Raw genomic sequence first — 20,006 nt, forward strand, 5'->3', positions numbered from 1 at the left:
TGTAAAGAAAAAAAGACCCGCGCTAGGCGCGGATCTCTACATCTAATCCTATATGAATTATTCCACGTTATGATAAACCTGCTGTACATCCTCTAGATCTTCCAAAGCATCAATCAATTTATCGAATAGGACTTGTCCTTCTTCGGATAAAGTGACGTTGTTTTGCGCGAGCATCGTCAGCTCAGCAACAGCAAACTCGCTAATGCCAACTTGCTTGAATGCTTCTTGAACAGCATGGAATTGCTCTGGATCTGCGTATACCATGACCATTTCGTCTTCTTCCACGATGTCACGAATGTCAACATCCGCTTCGAGCAGAACTTCCATGACTTCATCCATGCTTTTGCCTTCAAGGCCGATAACCGCTGTCGCGTCAAACATGTAGGCTACAGAGCCGCTCACGCCCATATTGCCGCCATTTTTATTAAAGGCTGAACGAACGGCTGGCGCCGTGCGGTTCACGTTATTCGTCAATGCGTCCACAATGATCATCGACCCATTTGGCCCAAAGCCCTCATAACGAAGCTCTTCATAAATTTCATCTGAGCTGCCTTTTGCTTTATCAATAGCGCGATCAATAATCGCTTTGGGTACATTGTAAGTTTTTGCCCGCTCGAGCACAACTTTCAATGCGCGATTCGCTTCAGGATCCGGTTCACCTTTGCGTGCAGCTACATAAATTTCAAGTCCGAATTTCGCATAAATTCGACTTGTGTTTGCGTCTTTTGAGGCTTTCTTTTCTTTAATGTTATTCCACTTACGGCCCACGTTTGTTCCCACTTTCTGTTTTTATCTCATTTAACATAATAACCTATTTTCATTCCAAAAGTAAAAATAAAATCGCTAAAACTAACCAATCTCCTCAAGCTCATACAGCGATGCTTCCCTATTGCGAATGATTCGTCTCAGCAAAGCAGCCATGTCACGCGTGATGTCTCCACGCTCATAGAACCATTGCACAGCATCCCGCTCCGCCTGTATAGCGATCCAGTGCAGCTCACGCCTGCTATCATTGAAGGTTGAATCTTTGCGCCGTGATCCGAACGCGAATCTGCGCAGCCTGTCCACCATTTGCTGGTAATAATCCAGCACTCCCTCTGTTGCTTCATCACTTTGATAGGCGCAGCGTTTGGAGAACTCCTCGACAACGGCTTGGCTGCATTGCATTTTCAGTGTCCGAATCTCCTCCAAATCGGGTTCTACAATATTCGAAGCAAAACGAGGTTGTGTGAGGAAAGTAAAAATTAGTTTCAAACGGCGCCAAATATTTTTCACGATTACTTTGCCTATATCAAGTTTATTAGCCAGAATAAGTTCGACTTGTTCCAGCATGTTTAAATAATAATTGGCCTGCTCACGGCTCACTTGACCGCTTTCTAGACGATCATTCACATACTTGCGTTCAATATCCAATGCCAGCAGGCGCATCTCGGCTTCCTCCTGTTGGAATCGTGGCAGACGTTTCAATTTACCTTCTTTTTGATCAAGCTGCTGCATCATTAGTTTGTAATCGCCAATCACGGTATCTACGGCGACCTCGTGCTTCTCGTTACTAGAATTCTCTAGAGCCCGAACTGCAGCAGCCATAACCTCCAACTGCCACTCACGTTCCATTCTTTCCTTTTCGGCATCACCATCTGTATTTTTCTTCTTGGCTATCAGCGGTAAGACAATGCTTGCGGTCAGAAGTGAGAACAAAATAATGGACGATGCAAGGAAAATGATCAGATCCCTTTGCGGAAACGGATCGCCGTTTTGCAGGATAAGCGGAATGGAGAATGCACCTGCCAGTGTTATCGCTCCACGTACACCCGAAATCGCCGTTAGCGTCAGAATACGCAAGCTTGGTACTTCTTGATTCGCGTTCCCGAACCAGCGCCCTCCTCTTGCAAAGATTAGCGTCCAAACAAAACGCAAGAGCAGGAGTAAGACGAAAATTAGAATGGCGTAGCCAATCACTTTGAAATTATCGAAGTTAGGATCTTTGAGAATCGTCCTCGACACACCCGGAATTTGCAGCCCCAGAAGAATAAAAACCAAACCATTGAGCACGAACAAAATGACAGACCATGTTGAATTAGAGACATTACGGAGACTCGGCATCGTAAACGCCAAACGCTCGTTCTCGATCGCATGCACTACTCCACCTGCTACTGCTGCCAAAATGCCCGATACACCTATCTCCTCCGCAATCAAATAGAGCATAAAAGGCGTCAGTATTTGCAGCAGCATATGCATCGTCTCATCCTCAAGTCCTGCTCGGCGCAGCAGCTGGCGAATGCCAATAATTAAGAAGGCGACTAGCGCTCCCACCACTAAGCCCCCGATTGAGATGACGAGAAAACTTAGACTTGCTTTCGGGAACGAAAACACACCGGTGACCGCCGCGGCGATGGCGAATTTGAACGCAACGAGGCCCGACGCATCGTTCATCAAGGCTTCTCCTTCAAGGAGCCGCATCAAGCTTTTCGGTAAATGAATGCGACCGGCTAAGGAACTTACGGCGACAGCATCCGTAGGCGAAAGAATGGCAGCTAACCCGAATGCCGCCGCCAGAGGGATAGATGGAATCAACCAATGGACAACATACCCGACGACACACACCGTTATGAAAACAAGACCCACAGCAAGAAGCAAAATCGGTGCTCGCAGTTTCCACAGCTCATCTCGTGGCGTATGCTTGCCATCGTGATACAACAACGGGGCAATGAACAGAAGGAAGAACAATTCCGGTTCTAGTTCCAAGTGAATACCTAGCGGCACAATCACCAGCACAGCCCCCAAGGCAATTTGAATCAGCGGTATAGGAATAAATGGAACAAAGCGGTTCACGACATTGGAAACACCAATAAGAATCAACAAGATTAGAATAATGATAAATACATGCAAGATCGTATATCTCCTTCCCCTATAAGCACAATGTACAAATATTTGCGAATACTTCCGCGTGGCGTACTTTTTTAGTATTTCAATATTTTCCCTAAAGAATCCTTTTCGAGATCAGCAAAAAACGACATCCGATCGATTAGACCGAATGCCGTTTATATTCATGTAGGCATTTATTGTTTCGTCGTCAACATTTTCACTGTTTCATCAATCATAATTGAATAGGCTGTCGGTCCAAAGCCCTGGAACCACAAGTCATAGTCGACGGGATGAACTTGGTTTTTCTGCACAGCTTTTAACTGACTCCATATGGCCGTTTTCTTCAGCTCATCCAGCTTCTCATTGCTTTCATTCAGGATAAGAATATGATCCGGATTGATCTCAGGCAGCTTTTCCATGGAAATAGGGGCGAAAGTCGCCTTATTATCCGGGAACAACGGTGGTGCTTTCAGACCTAGATCCTTGTAAAGAATATCGTAATTCTTTGCACCATAATAGCGAAGTTCCTTGGAAGTTACACGCAGAAACATAACGGTCTCGTTACCAATAGAAGCTGCAATTTTCTCTTTTGCTTGCTTCGCTTTTTCATCATAAGCGGCTATCGCCTTCTTCGCTTCTTCGTCTTTTTCAAGAACACCGGCCAAGACGGTAAATGTTTTACGCCAATCTTTGGCTCCGTCTGTTTCCTCTGGCTTCAAAACAACCGTAGGAGCAATTTTGCTTAATTGTTCGAACCCTTTTCCCATTCCGTCGTTAGCGAGAATAAGATCAGGAGCAGCTGACAGAATCGACTCGAAGTTCGTCTCCGACTGCCAACCTAAATTCGTAACACCAGCCATTTTATCTTTCAAATACCAGGAAAAATCTTTCGTTTCCGGTCCAGCTTGAACGGCAGAACTCGGCTTCACGCCAAGGGCCAGCATGAGATCAATCAACCAAGGGTTAAGAGCGGCTATCTTTTGAGGCTTTCCAGTGATCACTGTCTCACCCGCAAAATGCTTGATTGTGCGAGACTTTACTGATTCTTGGACTGGAGTAGCAGCAGGACTGCTTGATGAGATTGACTGCGATTTGCCGCATGCGGTCATAAGTAATGCTGTAGTAAGCATAAGTGCCAATATTGGCGTGGATTTGCGTATGATTTGTTTCATTATTCAACACTGCCCTCTCTAGTTGTCTTTCCAAATATGTGAGTTTTCACTTCGGCCAACGTTCGCGGTCTTTTGGGTTCGGGAATATGATCTTCCTCAAAAAATCCAAGATGCAGCATACCCGTTATTTTCTCCCCCGGCTGCACGCCTAATAACGCCCTAACCGCTGGATTCCAGTTGTGGTCATTCGTTTTCCAAACGACGCCAAGTTTGCGTTCCCAGGCCAGCAGTTGGAAATTTTGGATTAGCGCCGCTGATGCCATGAGATCTTCTTCCCATTGTTTCGGACGCGGATCTTCCGGCATGATGACGACTAAGAAAGCCGACCCTTGCGCATGGAGATACTTCCGCATTTTCTCATGCTGGTCTACCGCAAACCCTGGCATCAAATGCTCAATGAACGCTTCCTTCTGCTCAGATGGTACAAAAAGAAATCTCCACGGCTCCCGGAGACCGTGATTTGGAGCCCACACGGCATCGTTCAACAAGGCCATCACAAACTTCTCGGAGACGGGTTCATCCGTAAAAGCTCGCATTGTTCTGCGTGAACGAACCGTCAAAGCTACAGCTCCTGGACCTGCCTCTTCTCTTGTATACGTCTGTTTCATTACTGACCACCTCTAATTTATGAAATTGATAATCATTATCATCAAAGGTAATCGTAAGCGAAACAACCCCTCCGTTCAATGGATAAAATCTTTCAAGCATATGGATAAAATTCAGTTCCCATTAGAAGGACTGAGACGACAGCAGAGAATTAACCGCCATATCTATAGCTAAACTATGCTGTATGGGAGCATGACTATTGAACCAGCTTGGAACCTCACTCAATCGGCTGTTTTGGACAGCACGCAGAGATTTCCATGCCTGGCTGCTCTTTAATTGTTCAGTTAATCGAGCATCAGAATTGGAGTTGCATGTGGTAAGGAAAATATGGTCCGGATTCATTCGTTCCAAATCAGCCTCTGAGATCACGGTGTAGTGACTATGCGGCTTAACGCCAATAGGTGGACTCAGCTTTAACTCCTTGTACAGAATATCTCCAAGCTGCCGTTTCCCCCCATATACGCGCCATTCCCTGCCGGCATCCACTAGCAACATAACCGTCTGCTCGTGACCGAAACCTGATCTTAAACGTGATCTGGCGTCTGCCGCTTTCTGATCATACTGCTTCAACCATGCGGCATATTGCTCTTTTTTCCCGAACAGGGTTGCCAATTCAAGCAAGGTATCGCGCCAATTGTCCTTATTAAAAAGCGTGATTGTCGGAGCGACATTCCGATAGGTGTCAGCGCTCAGGCTTGCCCAATTGACGCCAAGAATTAGCTCAGGTTCTGCGCGCAGTACAGACTCTCGATCTGGACGATCCCAGCGGCCAACAATCTTGGTCTCCATCAGTTCATCTGCGATATGCGGCAGCAGCCCGCGGATTTGGTCGTTCCCAGCATACGAGAGCGTTGCGAAGGGCTTAAGATCCAGCGCCAGCAAATAGTCATTTAACAACGGAAATACCGTCATGATTTTGGAATTGACGTGACTCTTCATATATATGGTTGGTGAAACGCCTACAACTTTCTTAAATGTCCGGCTAAAATAGAGCTCATCACGAAAACCTACTTTAAACGCTACCGTTTTGAGGCTTTGCTGCGACCTTAACCATGTTTTGGCATGTTCCATTCGTAGACGGGTCAAATATTCAATGGGTCGTACGCCGGTATGCTTTTTGAAAATACCTGCAAAATTGCTCGGGCTAATGCCATGGCGTTGTGCCAGCGTGCTAAGCGGAATATCCTCGTGATAATACGTATCCATGAAATCTTTCGCCTTCTCGATGGCAAACCGTGTGCCACCCTGCTGCTTCTCTGATTGTTGATCGGTCACGATTGTGAACAGCAATTCTTGAAAAACTAATTGCCGCTTCCAAGGCAGCAATGGGTTGGATGTGCTCCCTAGCTCGTGGAGTTGTTCAAATCCTCGCATGATTGTGGCTGAGTCGTTTAAGGCTAATAACCCTTCCTCAGTGAAGATCTCTGTGACCACGGCATTTATCCATTTGTATGTAAAAGATTGCATCATAAATTGAATGGGTTGCTCCCCGTCTACAACCGCTTCCACTAAGCTCTTAGGATGCAGTAAGAATAACGAACCAGGGGTTGCCTCGTATTCCGTTCCATTTATATATAAAGTACCGCGGCCTTCCTGAATCTGCACAAGGTGATAGTAGGTAATAAACCTGCGTCGTACACGTTTGCCTGCTGGATATCGTTTACGCACCGGTTGGCACAGACTGAAGCTGACGTCTCCCATTTGGTTCCATAGGTTATCATTGATCATCGTTAGTTGAACTCCCTTTCAGTCCTTCTCCGTACACCTTCAATGATAATAATTCTCACCCTATCCGTCCAGTGATTTTCTCCCCCATATTCATCCAATGTTCACGAATTTGAAATATTTTCAAATATAATTTTGTGTCCATTAGGTGTACAATATGTAAATACGGTTTATATCCAATTGTGCGATGTTGCTACACATTTTCTTATGTGAAAAATGTTACAACCATCTGGGAAACATATGTTTCACCCGTGCACATTGTGACAGTACCCGATTTTTTTCATCGCAAAGGAGGATTTTCATATGTCACAGACATCTGCTGTTCAAGAAGTGGCAGCAACGGCTGCTGCGGAACCAAAATCGTTAGACGTACTTGACCAATTGCTGAAGCCTGAGGTGCAACAATCTCTGACTGTCCTGGTCGATAACCTGCCTAAATTGGCAGAAATGGTGACTGTGTTAACGAAAGCTTATGATTTTGCGCAAAGCGTAGCTACAGACAAAGTATTGATCAACGATTTTGCCCAAGGTATTGGCGAGTTTGTAAAACCTGTATCTGATAAGGCAAAAGACATTGCATCTGCGGCAATTGAAGCTGGCGAACGCTCGCAGGCTGAAGTAGGATCAACAATCGGTCTCTTCGGAATACTAAAAATGCTAAAAGATCCTGAAGTGCAGAAAACTCTTCGTTTTGCACAAGCATTCTTGAACGTACTTTCTGAACGTAAAAATTAATACGGACTAGGGATGATAACGATGGCTAAACAAATACTTATTCTTGGCGGCGGTTATGGCGGCCTATTAACCGCATTGACAGCACGTAAACATCTGACAGCTTCAGAAGCGAACATAACAATTATTAATCGCTTCCCAACACATCAAATTATTACGGAATTACACCGTCTTGCAGGCGGAACGATTAAAGAGCAAGCTGTTGCACTACCTTTGCAAAAACTGCTAGGCGACAAACAAGTTAATATCGTGGTTGATACAATCAAAGAAATTAAACCAGATGACAAAAAAGTCGTAACAACTAGTGGCGCAGTACATAATTACGATGCGCTAGTCGTTGCTCTTGGCAGCGAAACGAACTACTTCGGCATTCCAGGATTGGAAGAGAACAGCATGGTTCTCAAATCAGCTTCTGATGCTAACCGTATTCGTGAGCATGTTGAAGCTCGTCTGGACGCTTACAAAGCATCCGGCAACAAAGCTGACGCAACAATCGTAGTTGGCGGCGGCGGTCTAACAGGCGTTGAGCTCGTAGGCGAATTCGCTGATAAGCTGCCTGAAATTTGCCACAGCAAAGGCATCGATTTCAGCGATGTCTCCATCTATTGCGTAGAAGCTGGCCCTGCAATCCTTCCAGTATTCCCGAAAGTACTGATCGAGCGCGCAGTGACTAGCCTTGAGAAACGCGGTGTTACGTTCTTAACAGGCGTTGCCATTACAGAAGCTACCAAGAACACGGTATCTCTGAAAAGTGGACAAACAATCGAGTCGAATACGATTATTTGGACTGGCGGCGTGAAAGGCAATCCGGTTGTTGGAAGCTGTGGAATCGCAGAAGACCGCGGTCGTGCGACTGTCACTTCAACGCTTCAATCCACTTCTCACTCCGATGTCTTCCTTGCAGGCGACTGCGCTGTGGTATTCCCTGAAGGAAGTGAAAGACCTTACCCTCCTACTGCACAACTTGCTTGGCAGATGGGCGAAACAGTTGGCTACAATCTGTCCGTTCAGATCAAAGGCGGCGCTATGGATAAATTCACTCCTGTCTTCTCCGGAACACTTGGCAGCTTAGGCCGCAAAGACGGAATCGGCACAATCGGCGGAAACAGCACACAGCTGAAAGGCTTACCTGCCTCCCTGATGAAAGAAGCAAGTAACATTCGCTACTTGTCGCATATCCATGGTCTTTTCGCTTTAGCCTATTAATACAGTAAAAAAGGATGCCCTCAGCCTCTTGGGGCTATAAGGACATCCTTTTTTTCTTTTTTCAAGCTATAGTATCCGCTTACAATAATGATTGAAATGAATGGCGGATAACATCTCCCCTGCTAATGATACCAACTAGTACGCCTCGATGGACCACAGGCAGTTTCTTTATTCGTTTTTTACCTAATATCGCAGCGATTTGCTCAATATCTTCTTCCGCATCTACGGCAATCACTTTCTTTTGAGCGATAGACATGACGCATCTTGGAAGCAATTTGCGAACTCTTTCATCAAACTCTTCGTCATCCCCTTTGATCACAGCCGTGTACATATAAGTCCCGAACACATGATCATCATGTTTGCCTATATAACGCATAATATCTCCATCGCTAATGTAGGCAACTACTTCATTCCGCTCATTGACGACAGGAAGCCCACTAATTCTATATTTGATAAATTTCTCAATCACATCACTAACAGGGTCGTTTTCTTTTACTTTGTAAACTTGGCGTACCATAATTTCTTTAGCTTTCATGACGATCCCCCCCATATAAATTGCTTTCTGTTTGATCTAGCAGTATAATGCAACTATATATTTGTATTATACAACTATGTACAAGGAAGTTCAATTGTAATTCGTACCTATGCAGAAACATATGCCAAACAAATCTTGTATGTTACGATAAAGTTATGGTTTTCTATCTATTACATTATAAATGAGGTATTCCATGACCGAAAAGATCCTTCATCCTGCCGAAACGATTGAACTCGAACTCGCCATTCTAATGCGTCGATTCCTTGCTGCAACGACCACTAAAAAAATTGGCACTTTAGACCGTTCCGCTTATCTATTGCTGCATCAGATTTCTTCGAACGGCTCCTCTGGTGTGAAAGCATTGGCGGAAGAGTTTCAGCTAGATATCTCGACAATCAGTCGACAGACTGCTTCGCTGGAGCAAAAAGGCTACGTCTATCGGATCCCCGATCCTCAAGATGGACGTGCCTATTCCTTGCAAATTACGGAAATAGGCGCTGCGGAACTTGCCTCGAACAAACAAGCTCGATACGAACGCGTTGTAGAGCTACTCCAAGATTGGTCGACAGAAGATCAGCAAAAGTTCGGTGAGCTCCTAAGTAAGTTTAACCGAGTTTTTGCTTAAGTCATTAAGGCTAGCCCTCACAGGGCGGCCTTTTTGGCTTATTGTGGTCTTTGTGGTGTACCACTATATGTCAATAGACAGCTCCATCTTTTCATAGTAACATACTAAAGGTAAGTTAAGGAGGAATTATAACTCCCATTATTAAACGAAAGAAGGAATTTACAGTGTCAACAGTTCTTTATATCTCAGCTCACCCTATGCAAGGTGAAGCATCTTATAGCACAGCCGTCGGAAACCAATTTATCCAATCTTATCGCGAGGCTAACCCGAATGATGAAGTCATTTACCTTGACCTATTTCAAATGGACATTCCACGCATTGACGCTGACGTACTAAGCGCTTGGGGGAAATTAGGCTCCGGAACAGCATTTGATCAATTAACAAGCTCCGAGCAGCATAAAGTTGGTCGTCTATCTGAGCTTGTTGATCAATTCGTTGCCGCAGATAAATATGTGTTCGTCAATCCGGTGTGGAACTTCTCCTATCCGCCAGTACTCAAAGATTATATCGACGCGATCTGTGTGGCAGGCAAAACCTTCAAATACGTAGCTGGTGTAGGTCCTGTCGGGCAGTTAACGGAGAAAAAAGCCCTTCACATTCAAGCTAGCGGCAGCGTTTTGTCACCGGGATCGGCTTACGCTGATTTAGAAATGAGCCACCGCCATTTGGACACCATCATGAAATTCTTAGGTGTGCCAAGCTTTGATGCTATTTTTGTAGAAGGCATGGCCGCAGCTTCGGATCAAGCTCAAGAGATCAAAGAAAAGGCTGTACAAGAAGCTCGCACACAAGCATTAACTTTCTAATTGGTTGCTTCCAAAAAGCAAAACCAGCTCCTCGTGTATGTGACGAGAAGCTGGTTTTTTTTACATCAGTATACAGAATTATTTATTATCGCATGATAAAAAGAAGCCGAATTTGCTGCTGCTGCTTTAATCTAACCCTTATGATCCCATGCCTCTGCAAGCAGTTCACTATTAATCCCAACGGCCGCTAAAGCACCCAATGAAGCGGCTGCAATCGCTTGATACATTTCCGAGGCTGCATCCCCAGCACTATAAACACCTGGTAAATTCGTTTTTCCAAAAGCATCTACGACAATAGCACCTGCTTCCGTCATCTGGCAGCCTAGGGTGTGCGGTATATCCGACCCAGCTGCAAGCTTCGGTGCAAAGAATATGCCCGTGCAGGGAACAATCGTGCCATCCTCTAAGCTGATTTGCTGCACCATGCCATTGTCCGATTCAATACGCAAGATAGGTGATTCATACACGGACACATGATGCTGCTTGAGTTCTTCACGTTGTTCATCCGTCAATTCATCGGGACCATCGGTGCAAATGACATATTGTTTGGTCCAGCCTGCCAGAATTTTGGCCATGTGCAGCGCCCTCGCCCCTTTTGTAAGGATGACGAGCGATTGGTCACGCAGCTCCCATCCATCACAATAGGGACAAACAAATGCGCTTTTGCCATATATCTCAGCTAAGCCGTCAATATCAACCGGAAGGTCTTTCATGCCTACTCCGAATAGCAGCTTTTTTGTCCGATACGTGTTGCCTTGAGCTGTCGTTATCTGAAAGTTACCATCCATACCTGTTATCGTAACAACTGCTTCATCAACAAATTGAACAGATGGATAGGCTAGTATCTGTTCTCTAGCAATCCGTCGAAACTCCGCTGGAGCAACACCATCGCGCGTTAGAAAACCATGCGTCTCCCGTGTTACTCGATTACGAGGTCGTCCTTCGTCGATAACAACGACGTTTTTTCTAGCTCTCCCGAGCACAAGTGCTGCGTTCAATCCTGCCGGTCCTCCGCCAATTATCCCTACATCCATAAGCTGCTCCATCTTTACCATCCTCCTGGATCCTTAATATCCATAATATTAGTGCAAGAAGCTAATAGCTTCTTGATTACTGCTTATTTAGTACATTTAGATGCTGCTGTATCAAGCACACCCTGAATCGTTTGCTGCTGTAAGTAGTGAACCATCTGCTGTTCAGCACCATCCATCACTTTCTTAACCAAACATTCGCACCCATTACCTTCATGATGGTCAGAGGAATCTGAGCCCTGAGCTTCTGAGTCAAAAAATAACTGATGCTGCAGGGAATCCATGTTGAAACATTCATACATCGTCTGACGGCCCTCAACAACCTGAATGACATCAAGAAACGTAATCAATTTAGCTGATTTAGCAAGCTCGTAACCTCCACTCGCACCTGTCATTGCACGTACAATACCATCTTGCCGCAGCTTCGACATGATTTTGGACAAGTAGCTCTCGGAGACGCCAAGAAGCGCAGCTAATTCCTTAATGCCTACATGATGACCTCTTTCAGCCCTGGCTAAATGAATGATGGCGTGCAGAGCGTAGCCTGTGCTTTTGGAGAATTGCATGAGTATCACCTTCCAGCGATTATAATGTAGTTCATATCTTTATGGACCTATAATATCCATAATAGTTGACTTTCAATTATTTTTCAAGCAAATCCTTTTTGTGATACTCAATTTTCGGCCAGACGCGCTCTTTTACCAGCAGCCTGATACCACAATAACATCCCAATAGAAACCATGCCAATCAGTAGCAATAAACCATATACGTGTTGGTAGGACAGCACGAGGCTCGTATGATTCTGGACCTCGAGCAATATACCGCACACCGCGACTGAGATAGATCCACCGCAAAACTGAATCAACTGCATCAACCCCATCCCTGATCCGATGAGCGATTTCGGTAGAATTCGCGAAGTCTCATTGTTTAAGGAGGAAAGCGTTGCAGAAAAAGCAGGCGAAAAGAACAAATACCCAACGAGCACAACGATGGACGAAGCTCCTACTACGGTGTAAAAAAACAGCATGACAACAGAAATTACAATGTGTCCGATAAGGAGAAACCGTAGATTCCCGTATGTGTCAATCCAGCGACCGACGAAGCGAGTCAAGAAAGCCGAAAGAATAGCGCCCGGCGCAATCGTCAAGCCGATTTCCATCGCTGAGCGATGGAACAGATTTGCCAGTACTAGCGGCATCAGAAATAGATTCCCAAGATTTAAAACCAAAACACAAAATCCAATGACAATCAGTTTACGAAAATCATGGTTTCTCAAGAGGCTTGGGTTGATGAACGTTTCTTTCCCCCGCCTCAAATGCCAAGCGTGCAGCATGAAGGATACAAGGCTAATGCCGATCCAAATCAAGGATAATTGCGTCACAGCTAATAGCACCGTGGCAGCGTTGATAACGGTTAAGATGGCTCCGAACAGATCGAAACGGAACGGCTTAGGGTCCTCTTTCGGAAGCAAGCGAAGCAGTACAGGCAGGATGACCAAGACGAGACAAGTGATCGCGAACAGCCCGTTCCAGCCGAAATATTCACTGATCAGTCCACCTACAATTGGGCCTAGTCCGAAGGCCATCGCACTGCCAGCTGAAATCATAGCGATTGCAGAGCCGCGTCTTTCCATGGGCACGTATCGGCTCGCCAGTACCAAGCCAAGTCCTGCCATTACGCCAGCACCTGCGGATTGAAGGATACGAGCTGCAAGCAAAGCGTTGAAACTGTGTGCAAAAATCCCGTAAACGGAAGAGAGGCCAAGTACAAGCAGCCCTATCAACAGCAATCTTCTTAGCGGCACAATGTCCGTTAACCTGCTGTAAATGACCGTGGACAGTGCATATCCAATGGAGTAGCTCGAGATGACCCATGCCCCGAGATCCGCAGATATGTGAAGATCTCCAATAATGCTAGGGATCGAGACATTAAACATCGTCGTATTCATGATAACGATAAATAAGCCGACCGTCCAAACCGGCAGCACAACTTTGTCATTCAAAACCTTTCACCTCAAAACATGTTTGTTGTATGTAGCATGCCATCTTCTGTCAATTTCTAAACTCATTGTATCATACAAGTAGTAGATCAGGTAACTATCTATAGAAAAAAACCGCGCTAAGCGCGGTTCGCATCTCCCTATTTTCGGCACGAGTTTACTTCTCAGTTCCTCGTAAACCCACATGCATAACCGTACGGCTTCCACCCCATGTGGAGATGAAATCGACTTGCCTCCAGCAGGACCGGCTCTCAAAATTGGCATGTCCGGTTTTATCCTGCGCGGTTCCATTCCCTGGGCTATGTATATTATCCAGATAATCGACTTTGCCGACCGAGTTGTTATATGCGATCCCAAAAGCACGCCATTCGTCATGAGCGGTCTGCAAATCCTGAGCCGAATACGATCCGCCGATCTCCAAATAACCCGTTGCACCAGCATTCGCTTTCGTGCTAGTCCATATCGCTTGTGTCAATGGACTGCTCCCGGTAATTGCATACGACTGTTCTGCTGCTACTATAGCACCATCAATCTTCGCTTGCTTTTTGGCAGCTTCTAGCTCTTCAGCGACTCTGATTTCATGCGCATGAACCAAAGCGGTTAGCGCTAGCTGTATTTTTTCTTTAGCCGCCTTAATCCTTTGATTCAATGACAATGTTTTTTCTCTTTCGAGGTCCGTATTGTTCTCTTTCTCCCACAATGCTGCATGCCGTTCTTTGTCAGCCTCCACGAGATCAAAAGCGAGAGATTTATCCAAATCAATAATTCGATTGAGGTCAAAAACCCCTTGGGTTTGCTTGCTTGATATCTCACCGGCTAGCAGATCATTCGTTTGTACATAAGTTCCCATATCGTAACTTTTGAAGGGAATTGCTTTCTTCGCAGTAAGGTAAGTAAAAATCCCGCGTACATTCTCCACACTGGAATCTTGCGCGAAACCTTGCTCATCAAACTGTGTGCCTGTGCATTTATCTCTGAGCGTTTTCCATTCCGAGTGACTGAGTTCTTTGGGGATATTCACGAATTGTTCTGACGAAGTACACCATTCATAGAACGCCTTAACATCCGCATTGTCTAAGTCGCTCCAATATTCTGCGATTTGGTTCATTAATTTGGGTTGCTGCTTGGCAGCAGGCCATCTCATAGCTTGTATTAGCGGCGCTCCGACCACCATCTGCTGAACAGCCTTGTTTCCGATCGTTCGTTGTAATTGTAAAAGAGATGAATAAGGATTATTCGACACATTCTGTTGTGTACTCGACCTGCTTGAATTCCCTCCTTGGGACTGTTGTTTGGCAGCTTGACTCCAGATACGTGCGTGCATTGGGCTCCCCCCTGCAAATCTACATCAAATTTGGTAGGATACTAATTCGACAATATCTTATCACATCTGTCACATCTTGGATATATATGTCACAAACTAAAGAACCTTACCTAAACAGCAGAATGCTGATCAGATAAGGTTCTCGAACTATCTATTTTTTCCATTAAAAATAATTTCTTAAATGCGCTGCTGCTTTCACGATACCTTCCCGTTCTTTCTCCAGTGTTCCCCAGAAACGGTGATCCTCCAGTTCAATGGAAATCGCTCCCTGATAGCCCAGCCGGTCTAATCGCACAGCGACTTTGCTCCACTCTACGTCCCCTTGACCAGGAATCGTATAGCGCCAAGATCCTTCAGAGAATCCGTATTTCGCCCCAAAGGTTGCAGGCAAGATGCCGCATTCATATAACTCATCATGCAGAATTTCCGTATCTTTGCCGTGGCAATGATTGATTCTTTCACCGAATTCCGTCAATGCGCGTAAGTAGTCGATACCAAGCCGCACCATGTGTGACGGATCATAATTCAAGCCAAAATGCTTGGAAGGGAGCGCTTCAAACATGGCGCGCCACATTTCCGGCGTACAGCCGATAGTTGGGTAATGAGGCGCTGGACCTGGCCAACCCTCAATAGCTATGTAGACGCCTTCGCGCTCGGCGTGGCTAACAATTTCCGGGAATGTATCCTTCCATAAAGCGAAGCTCTCCTGACGCGTCTGTGTGTGATTTTCCGGTACGAGACACATGAACATGACCTTTGCACCTAGAGCAGCTACTTCCGTAATCTGTTTCTTGACTGCTTCGGCAGCGTTTTCTCGGCGAAGATCCTCTTGGCTTAAAAGTGCACCCATTTGGACCGCATCCACAGAACCAATGCCAATTCCCGCTGCATCACAGACACGTTTGACTTCAGGATTCAAATGAGGGACGTCAAGGACATCCAAGCCAACCTGAGCGGCCCATGCAGCAGTTAACTCCAACCCTTCGGCGCCGATTCTAGGCGGGATCCGCATTCCTATTTGTAATTTCATAATCATCTCTCCTTTTGCCAACTTTGTCTTAATAGGGTTTATATCCACCAGCCTGATAAATCATCTCGGTAAGCTTGACGACTTTCAGGGCAAAAGTACCTGGAACCTTGACTTCATGCCGCCCTAGAATGGCGTCGATAAAGCTCTTATCTTGATTGGTCGTCGATTTAGGCAGTTCTGGAACAACAGGATTTTCTCCAAAGCGCTGGATCGTAATTTTACCATTATCGTAGAAAATACCCCCGTCTTCCCCGCAAAACACATAGGTTTCATGCCAGCATGGCGCAAAACCGATAATGCTTAATCCCGCTACCGCACCTTCTTCGAACCGGATTGAAGTAAAGGAATCAATCTCTACAGGCGCTCCTTGCATATGCAGGTTCGTTTTCACTTCAGCCGGTGTGAGTCCAGTCGTCCATAGGAGTACATCGATGATATGGCTGCCAGAATCCATCAGCATACCGCCGCCAGACAGTTCAGGCACTTGTCTCCACAAGCCAGTAGTGAATTGTTTCCACTCCTGATACAACGATGCTGTAATCGACGTTAGTTTTCCGATCTCACCGCTTGCAATCGCATCGCGAATGAACAGGAACTCCGGTTGGAAATGACGCTGGTAGGAGACCTGCATCACTTTCCCAGCCTTCTCAGCTGTTGCAATCAAGAGCTCCGCTTCCTCTGAGGAACAAGTCATCGGCTTCTCGATGAGAACATGCAGTCCTTTGCTCAGCGCATCGGTCGCTTGCTGGAAATGCAGCGTATGCGGAGAGCAGATTACGACAGCATCCAATTCGGTTTCATCCAACATCGCTTTATAGTCTGTAAAATGCTTGACAGCTTCAAGTTCAAACTTGGCAGCAAACTTTTCTCTGTTCTCCGTGCTTGTATCGGAAAGCGCAACAATCTCCACTTCCTCTAATTCCAGCAACTGACGGCCATGTACTTGGGAGATTCCTTCCGTTCCAATCATACCAATACGAATTTTGCTCACTGGATTGTAGCCTCCTATTTAATACCTGAGAAAGTAATGCCTCGAATAAATGCTCTTTGTACAAAAAAGTAAAGCAAGATAATAGGCAGTGTGATCATAACCAGCGTAGCCATCATCATCTGCCACTCGGCACCGTGCTGTGATTTGAACGATTGCATACCAAGCATCAACGTGTACTGGCTTTCGTCCGACAAATAAATGAGAGGCCCTTGATAATCCGTCCAGCTGCCCATGAACTGGAACAGTGCGATCGTCAGCAAAGCAGGTCGGCACAGCGGAAGAATAATTTGCCAATATATGCGTAGTTCTGAGGCGCCGTCAATGCGCGCAGCGTCTTCCAGCTCCTTGGGCAAGCCCATAAAAAATTGCCGAAGCAAGAAAATAAAGAACGGTGCGCCGAAAAAAGCGGGAAGCCAAAGCGGGATACTGGTCCCGACCCAGCCGAAATTTTTGAAGGCAATAAAGATAGGAATCATCGTGACCTGATAAGGCAGCATCATGACGATGAGTGTAACGGCAAAAAGCGGCTTCGCCCCCCTCCAAGGAATCCTGGCCAAGCTATAAGCGACAAGCGGGCAGGATAATAGCACCGCGAATGTCGATAGGCCTGCAATCGTAAGCGTGTTCTTCAAGTATTTGAAAAAAGGAATATAATCTAACGCTGCCGGATAGTTGCTCCACTCCATGACATGTGGAATCCATACCGGCGGCCACATGAACAATTCATCGTTTGCTTTGAGTGAAGTAGAAACCATCCATAGAAATGGCGAAAGGAAAAAGGCGCCCACGATAATTAACAATAGATGTGAAAATATTTTTCGAACAGTTCCAAGTTCCGTGCTTCCCATAATGATCTCTCCTCCCTATTCTTTCCCTTGATAGTGGACCCAACGCTTCTGAGACACGAAAATCAGCGCCGTTAAACCGACCACAATCAAGAACAGAATCCAGGCCATAGCGGAAGCATAACCCATTTTCAAATAGCCGAAACCGTTCGTGTATAGATACATCACGTAGAACATCATGGAATTAGCTGGCGTCCCCTGACCATTCGTGAGCGTAAAGGGCAGTACGAAATTTTGTAAAGCGCCGATGGTACCCATAATTAAATTAAAGAAGATAACAGGCGTTAACAGTGGTAACGTAATCGTTTTGGTACGCTGCCAAGCACTGGCTCCATCCACGCTGGCGGCATCGTAGTAATCTTGGGGAATATCCTGCAAGCCCGCCAAATAAATAACAACTGCTTGCCCCGTGCCCCATAAGCTCATCAAGATTAAAGAAGGCTTAGACCATGCTTCGCTTCCAATCCATGGCGGGCCCGATATGCCGATTTTTTCCAACCAAAAATTCACGAGACCGAATTGCGGGTTAAGCAGCCACAACCAGATGATTGTAGTAGCGACTGGAGGCACCAAACTAGGAATGAAAAACAGTGTTCGGTAAAAGCCTTGACCGCGTATTTTTAAATTTAGAAGCAAAGCGAGACCCACGCCAAACGCAATGCTTAACGGAACGAAAATCACCGTATAGTACAAGGTATTATAGATACTGATCCAGAATACCTCGTCTTTAAAAAGATGGACATAATTATCGAAACCTACGAATTCTCCTGCTTCAAGAATGCTATAGGTGGTTAGGCTGTAGTAAGCTGACATAATAAGCGGATAGGCGTGAAAGAGAAGCAAACCGATAATCCAAGGCATTGCGAAGATCAAGCCGAATAAGGAAATCTTTCTTTCGAAGCGCGTTTTCTTCGTCTTTGCGATCGTTGCGGAAGCTGACAATTTATTGATAGAAGTTTCAGTCTCAGCCAATTTCAATCCGTTCCCCTCCTTTTCAAGTAAAAGAGGCAGGGCCATGCAGAATGCCCTGCCTCCTATTTTCTAAAAACTAGTTACCTACTTTAGCTAATTCGGCATCCACATTCTTCTTCACTTCATCGAGCAGCGTTTTGGCATCCCCTTTGCCATGAATCGCCAAATCTTGCACCCTAATGGCTTCATTCCACAAGAAAGCGCCTACTGGGGATACGGGTCTTGTGTATGCCGCTGGCATTAAGTCCAAAAATACCTTTAAGTTCGGGTTTTCGGACAGCTTCAACTCCTCATTCACTTTCGGCATTGCTGTAATATCAAAGCCCGCTTTCGGACGTTTCGCCCAGAGCAGTGTACCATCCTTATGCGCGACGAATTTCACGAATTCCCATGCTTCTTTCTCATGTTTGGAGCCCTTCGGAATGACGTAGGACCAACCACCTGCCCATGTTACCGATTTATTACCTTCTGCTGCTGGCATTGGAGCAACGCCCCAATCGAAGTTTAGTTTGTATTTCGCCAAATCGTTGAGAATCCAGTTCCCATCAAATACGAAACCAACCTTACCCGTCCAAAATGGATTCATACCGGTTTGACCCATAGCGTCGGAGAAACTGGTCAAGTTCCCGATATCATACTTTTTAGCATAGTCAGCCATCCATGCAAGCGCTTTAACGTTTTGCGGGTCGTTAGGCGTCAAGATATGGTTGCTATCCTCCCACTTCCCACCAAAGTTCCAGGCTTGCGTAAATAAGTAGCCTTGATTCATCCATGGGATCAAACCGATTTGTGAATATTTACCATTACCGCCCTTTTTGAAAATCTTCTCCGCCATTTGATCTAACTCAGCAACCGTTGCAGGCGGCTTGTTCGGATCAAGGCCCGCTTCTTTCATCAACGTTTTGTTGTAAAACATGCCACGATTGTCAGTTCCCCAAGGAAGTGCGTAAACCTTGTCTTTATAAACCGTTTCGGCCCAAAGGCCTTTATAATAGTCATCTGGAGATATTCCGCTGCTCTTCACATAGCCCGATAAGTCTGTCAATGAACCTTTAGCCGCCCAGGAGCCGATCAAGAATCGGTCGAACAAAGCGACGTCTGGTGGATTTCCACCTGCAATGGCAGTTAGCAATTTATCTGAAGCTTGTGTTTGGCCTGTTGTCTCCACGAATGTCATTTTCACTTTTATGTTAGGGTGCTGCTTCTCAAAAACGTCTACGACATTTGTTTTAAAATCCTTCTGATAGTCTCCGCCCCACGGAAACCAAAAATCAATTGTAACAGGTTCGCCTGAGCTTGTTGCTGCTTTAGGCGTGCTAGCGTCCGTGCTCTTTACTTCTGTTCCTTTGGTATCTGGACTGCTCGATGCGGTGTTCGTGGAACTGCAGCCGGCTGCTGTCAGAGTCATTGCCAGTACTGCTGAGAGTGGGAGTGCAATCAACTTTTTGCTTTGCCAATCGATACGTTTTTTTCTATTGTTCATATTGATCCTCCTTTTAGTTTCTCACTCGCTTATGAGCTTACCTTTATTGTAGGCGCTTT

At 45.7% G+C, this 20,006-nt stretch carries 19 protein-coding genes; 4 read left to right on the forward strand and 15 right to left on the reverse strand.

Annotated elements, in window-relative coordinates; all coding sequences use genetic code 11:
• Positions 1–57 precede the first annotated feature (57 nt).
• The 5 genes from AC58VC_RS21865 to AC58VC_RS21885 form a co-directional block, all read right to left on the reverse strand.
• Entirely contained in the window at positions 58–768 is a 711-nt protein-coding gene (locus tag AC58VC_RS21865) for a YebC/PmpR family DNA-binding transcriptional regulator (RefSeq protein WP_497371263.1), read from the reverse strand.
• A gap of 81 nt (positions 769–849) precedes the next feature.
• On the reverse strand, positions 850–2,889 hold the full coding sequence (locus AC58VC_RS21870) for a Na+/H+ antiporter (RefSeq protein WP_497371265.1): 2,040 nt from the start codon (positions 2,887–2,889) through the stop codon (positions 850–852).
• Positions 2,890–3,059: 170 nt separating this feature from the next.
• Complete coding sequence (locus AC58VC_RS21875) at positions 3,060–4,037, reverse strand: ABC transporter substrate-binding protein (protein ID WP_497371267.1); 978 nt, start codon at positions 4,035–4,037, stop codon at positions 3,060–3,062.
• The gene (locus tag AC58VC_RS21880; RefSeq protein WP_497371269.1) at positions 4,037–4,645 is read right to left on the reverse strand and encodes a nitroreductase family protein; all 609 of its coding nucleotides are present in this window, start codon (positions 4,643–4,645) and stop codon (positions 4,037–4,039) included. The genes AC58VC_RS21875 and AC58VC_RS21880 overlap by 1 nt, the downstream gene beginning before the upstream one ends.
• Before the next feature lie 121 nt (positions 4,646–4,766).
• Positions 4,767–6,371 (reverse strand): helix-turn-helix domain-containing protein, encoded by a 1,605-nt coding sequence (locus AC58VC_RS21885; protein WP_497371271.1) that lies wholly within the window; start codon positions 6,369–6,371, stop codon positions 4,767–4,769.
• Positions 6,372–6,671: 300 nt separating this feature from the next.
• Here AC58VC_RS21885 and AC58VC_RS21890 point away from each other — a divergent pair, with 300 nt between their 5' ends.
• Together AC58VC_RS21890 and AC58VC_RS21895 are read left to right on the forward strand one after the other, a co-directional pair.
• A complete protein-coding gene (locus tag AC58VC_RS21890) occupies positions 6,672–7,103 on the forward strand; it encodes a helical membrane plugin domain-containing protein (protein WP_497371273.1) in 432 nt (143 codons plus the stop codon).
• Between the two features lie 21 nt (positions 7,104–7,124).
• Positions 7,125–8,306: an NAD(P)/FAD-dependent oxidoreductase gene (locus tag AC58VC_RS21895; RefSeq protein WP_497371275.1), complete on the forward strand. Its 1,182-nt coding sequence runs from the start codon at positions 7,125–7,127 to the stop codon at positions 8,304–8,306.
• A 79-nt stretch (positions 8,307–8,385) separates the two neighbouring features.
• Here AC58VC_RS21895 and AC58VC_RS21900 read toward each other — a convergent pair whose 3' ends face one another.
• Positions 8,386–8,841, reverse strand: coding sequence for a CBS domain-containing protein (locus AC58VC_RS21900; RefSeq protein WP_497371277.1), 456 nt, complete (start codon positions 8,839–8,841; stop codon positions 8,386–8,388).
• 193 nt (positions 8,842–9,034) lie between these two features.
• Between AC58VC_RS21900 and AC58VC_RS21905 the strand changes: the two genes are divergently transcribed.
• Together AC58VC_RS21905 and AC58VC_RS21910 are read left to right on the forward strand one after the other, a co-directional pair.
• Positions 9,035–9,466: a MarR family winged helix-turn-helix transcriptional regulator gene (locus tag AC58VC_RS21905; protein WP_497371279.1), complete on the forward strand. Its 432-nt coding sequence runs from the start codon at positions 9,035–9,037 to the stop codon at positions 9,464–9,466.
• Positions 9,467–9,630: 164 nt separating this feature from the next.
• Entirely contained in the window at positions 9,631–10,272 is a 642-nt protein-coding gene (locus AC58VC_RS21910; RefSeq protein WP_497371281.1) for an NAD(P)H-dependent oxidoreductase, read from the forward strand.
• 131 nt (positions 10,273–10,403) lie between these two features.
• Here AC58VC_RS21910 and AC58VC_RS21915 read toward each other — a convergent pair whose 3' ends face one another.
• From AC58VC_RS21915 to AC58VC_RS21955, 9 genes are all read right to left on the reverse strand, one after another.
• Positions 10,404–11,318 (reverse strand): NAD(P)/FAD-dependent oxidoreductase, encoded by a 915-nt coding sequence (locus AC58VC_RS21915; protein ID WP_497371283.1) that lies wholly within the window; start codon positions 11,316–11,318, stop codon positions 10,404–10,406.
• Between the two features lie 71 nt (positions 11,319–11,389).
• Positions 11,390–11,869, reverse strand: coding sequence for an RrF2 family transcriptional regulator (locus tag AC58VC_RS21920; RefSeq protein WP_497371285.1), 480 nt, complete (start codon positions 11,867–11,869; stop codon positions 11,390–11,392).
• Positions 11,870–11,976: 107 nt separating this feature from the next.
• Positions 11,977–13,305 carry an MFS transporter gene (locus AC58VC_RS21925; protein WP_497371287.1) on the reverse strand — a complete coding sequence of 443 codons (1,329 nt, stop codon included), beginning with the start codon at positions 13,303–13,305 and terminating at the stop codon, positions 11,977–11,979.
• A gap of 154 nt (positions 13,306–13,459) precedes the next feature.
• Entirely contained in the window at positions 13,460–14,626 is a 1,167-nt protein-coding gene (locus AC58VC_RS21930; protein WP_497371289.1) for a hypothetical protein, read from the reverse strand.
• 163 nt (positions 14,627–14,789) lie between these two features.
• Positions 14,790–15,656 carry a sugar phosphate isomerase/epimerase family protein gene (locus tag AC58VC_RS21935; protein ID WP_497371291.1) on the reverse strand — a complete coding sequence of 289 codons (867 nt, stop codon included), beginning with the start codon at positions 15,654–15,656 and terminating at the stop codon, positions 14,790–14,792.
• 28 nt (positions 15,657–15,684) lie between these two features.
• Positions 15,685–16,647, reverse strand: coding sequence for a Gfo/Idh/MocA family protein (locus tag AC58VC_RS21940; protein ID WP_497371293.1), 963 nt, complete (start codon positions 16,645–16,647; stop codon positions 15,685–15,687).
• Between the two features lie 14 nt (positions 16,648–16,661).
• Positions 16,662–17,495, reverse strand: coding sequence for a carbohydrate ABC transporter permease (locus AC58VC_RS21945; RefSeq protein WP_497371294.1), 834 nt, complete (start codon positions 17,493–17,495; stop codon positions 16,662–16,664).
• Between the two features lie 15 nt (positions 17,496–17,510).
• The gene (locus tag AC58VC_RS21950) at positions 17,511–18,470 is read right to left on the reverse strand and encodes a carbohydrate ABC transporter permease (protein ID WP_497371296.1); all 960 of its coding nucleotides are present in this window, start codon (positions 18,468–18,470) and stop codon (positions 17,511–17,513) included.
• Between the two features lie 70 nt (positions 18,471–18,540).
• Positions 18,541–19,947, reverse strand: a complete 1,407-nt coding sequence (locus AC58VC_RS21955) for an ABC transporter substrate-binding protein (protein WP_497371298.1) — start codon at positions 19,945–19,947, stop codon at positions 18,541–18,543.
• Positions 19,948–20,006 lie beyond the last annotated feature (59 nt).

The sequence above is a fragment of the Paenibacillus sp. J22R67 genome, from assembly GCF_059692175.1.

Coding starts and splice junctions, on each gene's coding strand:
- AC58VC_RS21875 (WP_497371267.1), bottom strand. CDS start 4,037: ATGAAACAAATCATACGCAAATCCACGCCAATATTGGCACTTATGCTT.
- AC58VC_RS21880 (WP_497371269.1), bottom strand. CDS start 4,645: ATGAAACAGACGTATACAAGAGAAGAGGCAGGTCCAGGAGCTGTAGCT.
- AC58VC_RS21885 (WP_497371271.1), bottom strand. CDS start 6,371: ATGATCAATGATAACCTATGGAACCAAATGGGAGACGTCAGCTTCAGT.
- AC58VC_RS21890 (WP_497371273.1), top strand. CDS start 6,672: ATGTCACAGACATCTGCTGTTCAAGAAGTGGCAGCAACGGCTGCTGCG.
- AC58VC_RS21895 (WP_497371275.1), top strand. CDS start 7,125: ATGGCTAAACAAATACTTATTCTTGGCGGCGGTTATGGCGGCCTATTA.
- AC58VC_RS21900 (WP_497371277.1), bottom strand. CDS start 8,841: ATGAAAGCTAAAGAAATTATGGTACGCCAAGTTTACAAAGTAAAAGAA.
- AC58VC_RS21905 (WP_497371279.1), top strand. CDS start 9,035: ATGACCGAAAAGATCCTTCATCCTGCCGAAACGATTGAACTCGAACTC.
- AC58VC_RS21915 (WP_497371283.1), bottom strand. CDS start 11,318: ATGGAGCAGCTTATGGATGTAGGGATAATTGGCGGAGGACCGGCAGGA.
- AC58VC_RS21920 (WP_497371285.1), bottom strand. CDS start 11,869: ATGCAATTCTCCAAAAGCACAGGCTACGCTCTGCACGCCATCATTCAT.
- AC58VC_RS21930 (WP_497371289.1), bottom strand. CDS start 14,626: ATGCACGCACGTATCTGGAGTCAAGCTGCCAAACAACAGTCCCAAGGA.
- AC58VC_RS21935 (WP_497371291.1), bottom strand. CDS start 15,656: ATGAAATTACAAATAGGAATGCGGATCCCGCCTAGAATCGGCGCCGAA.
- AC58VC_RS21945 (WP_497371294.1), bottom strand. CDS start 17,495: ATGGGAAGCACGGAACTTGGAACTGTTCGAAAAATATTTTCACATCTA.
- AC58VC_RS21955 (WP_497371298.1), bottom strand. CDS start 19,947: ATGAACAATAGAAAAAAACGTATCGATTGGCAAAGCAAAAAGTTGATT.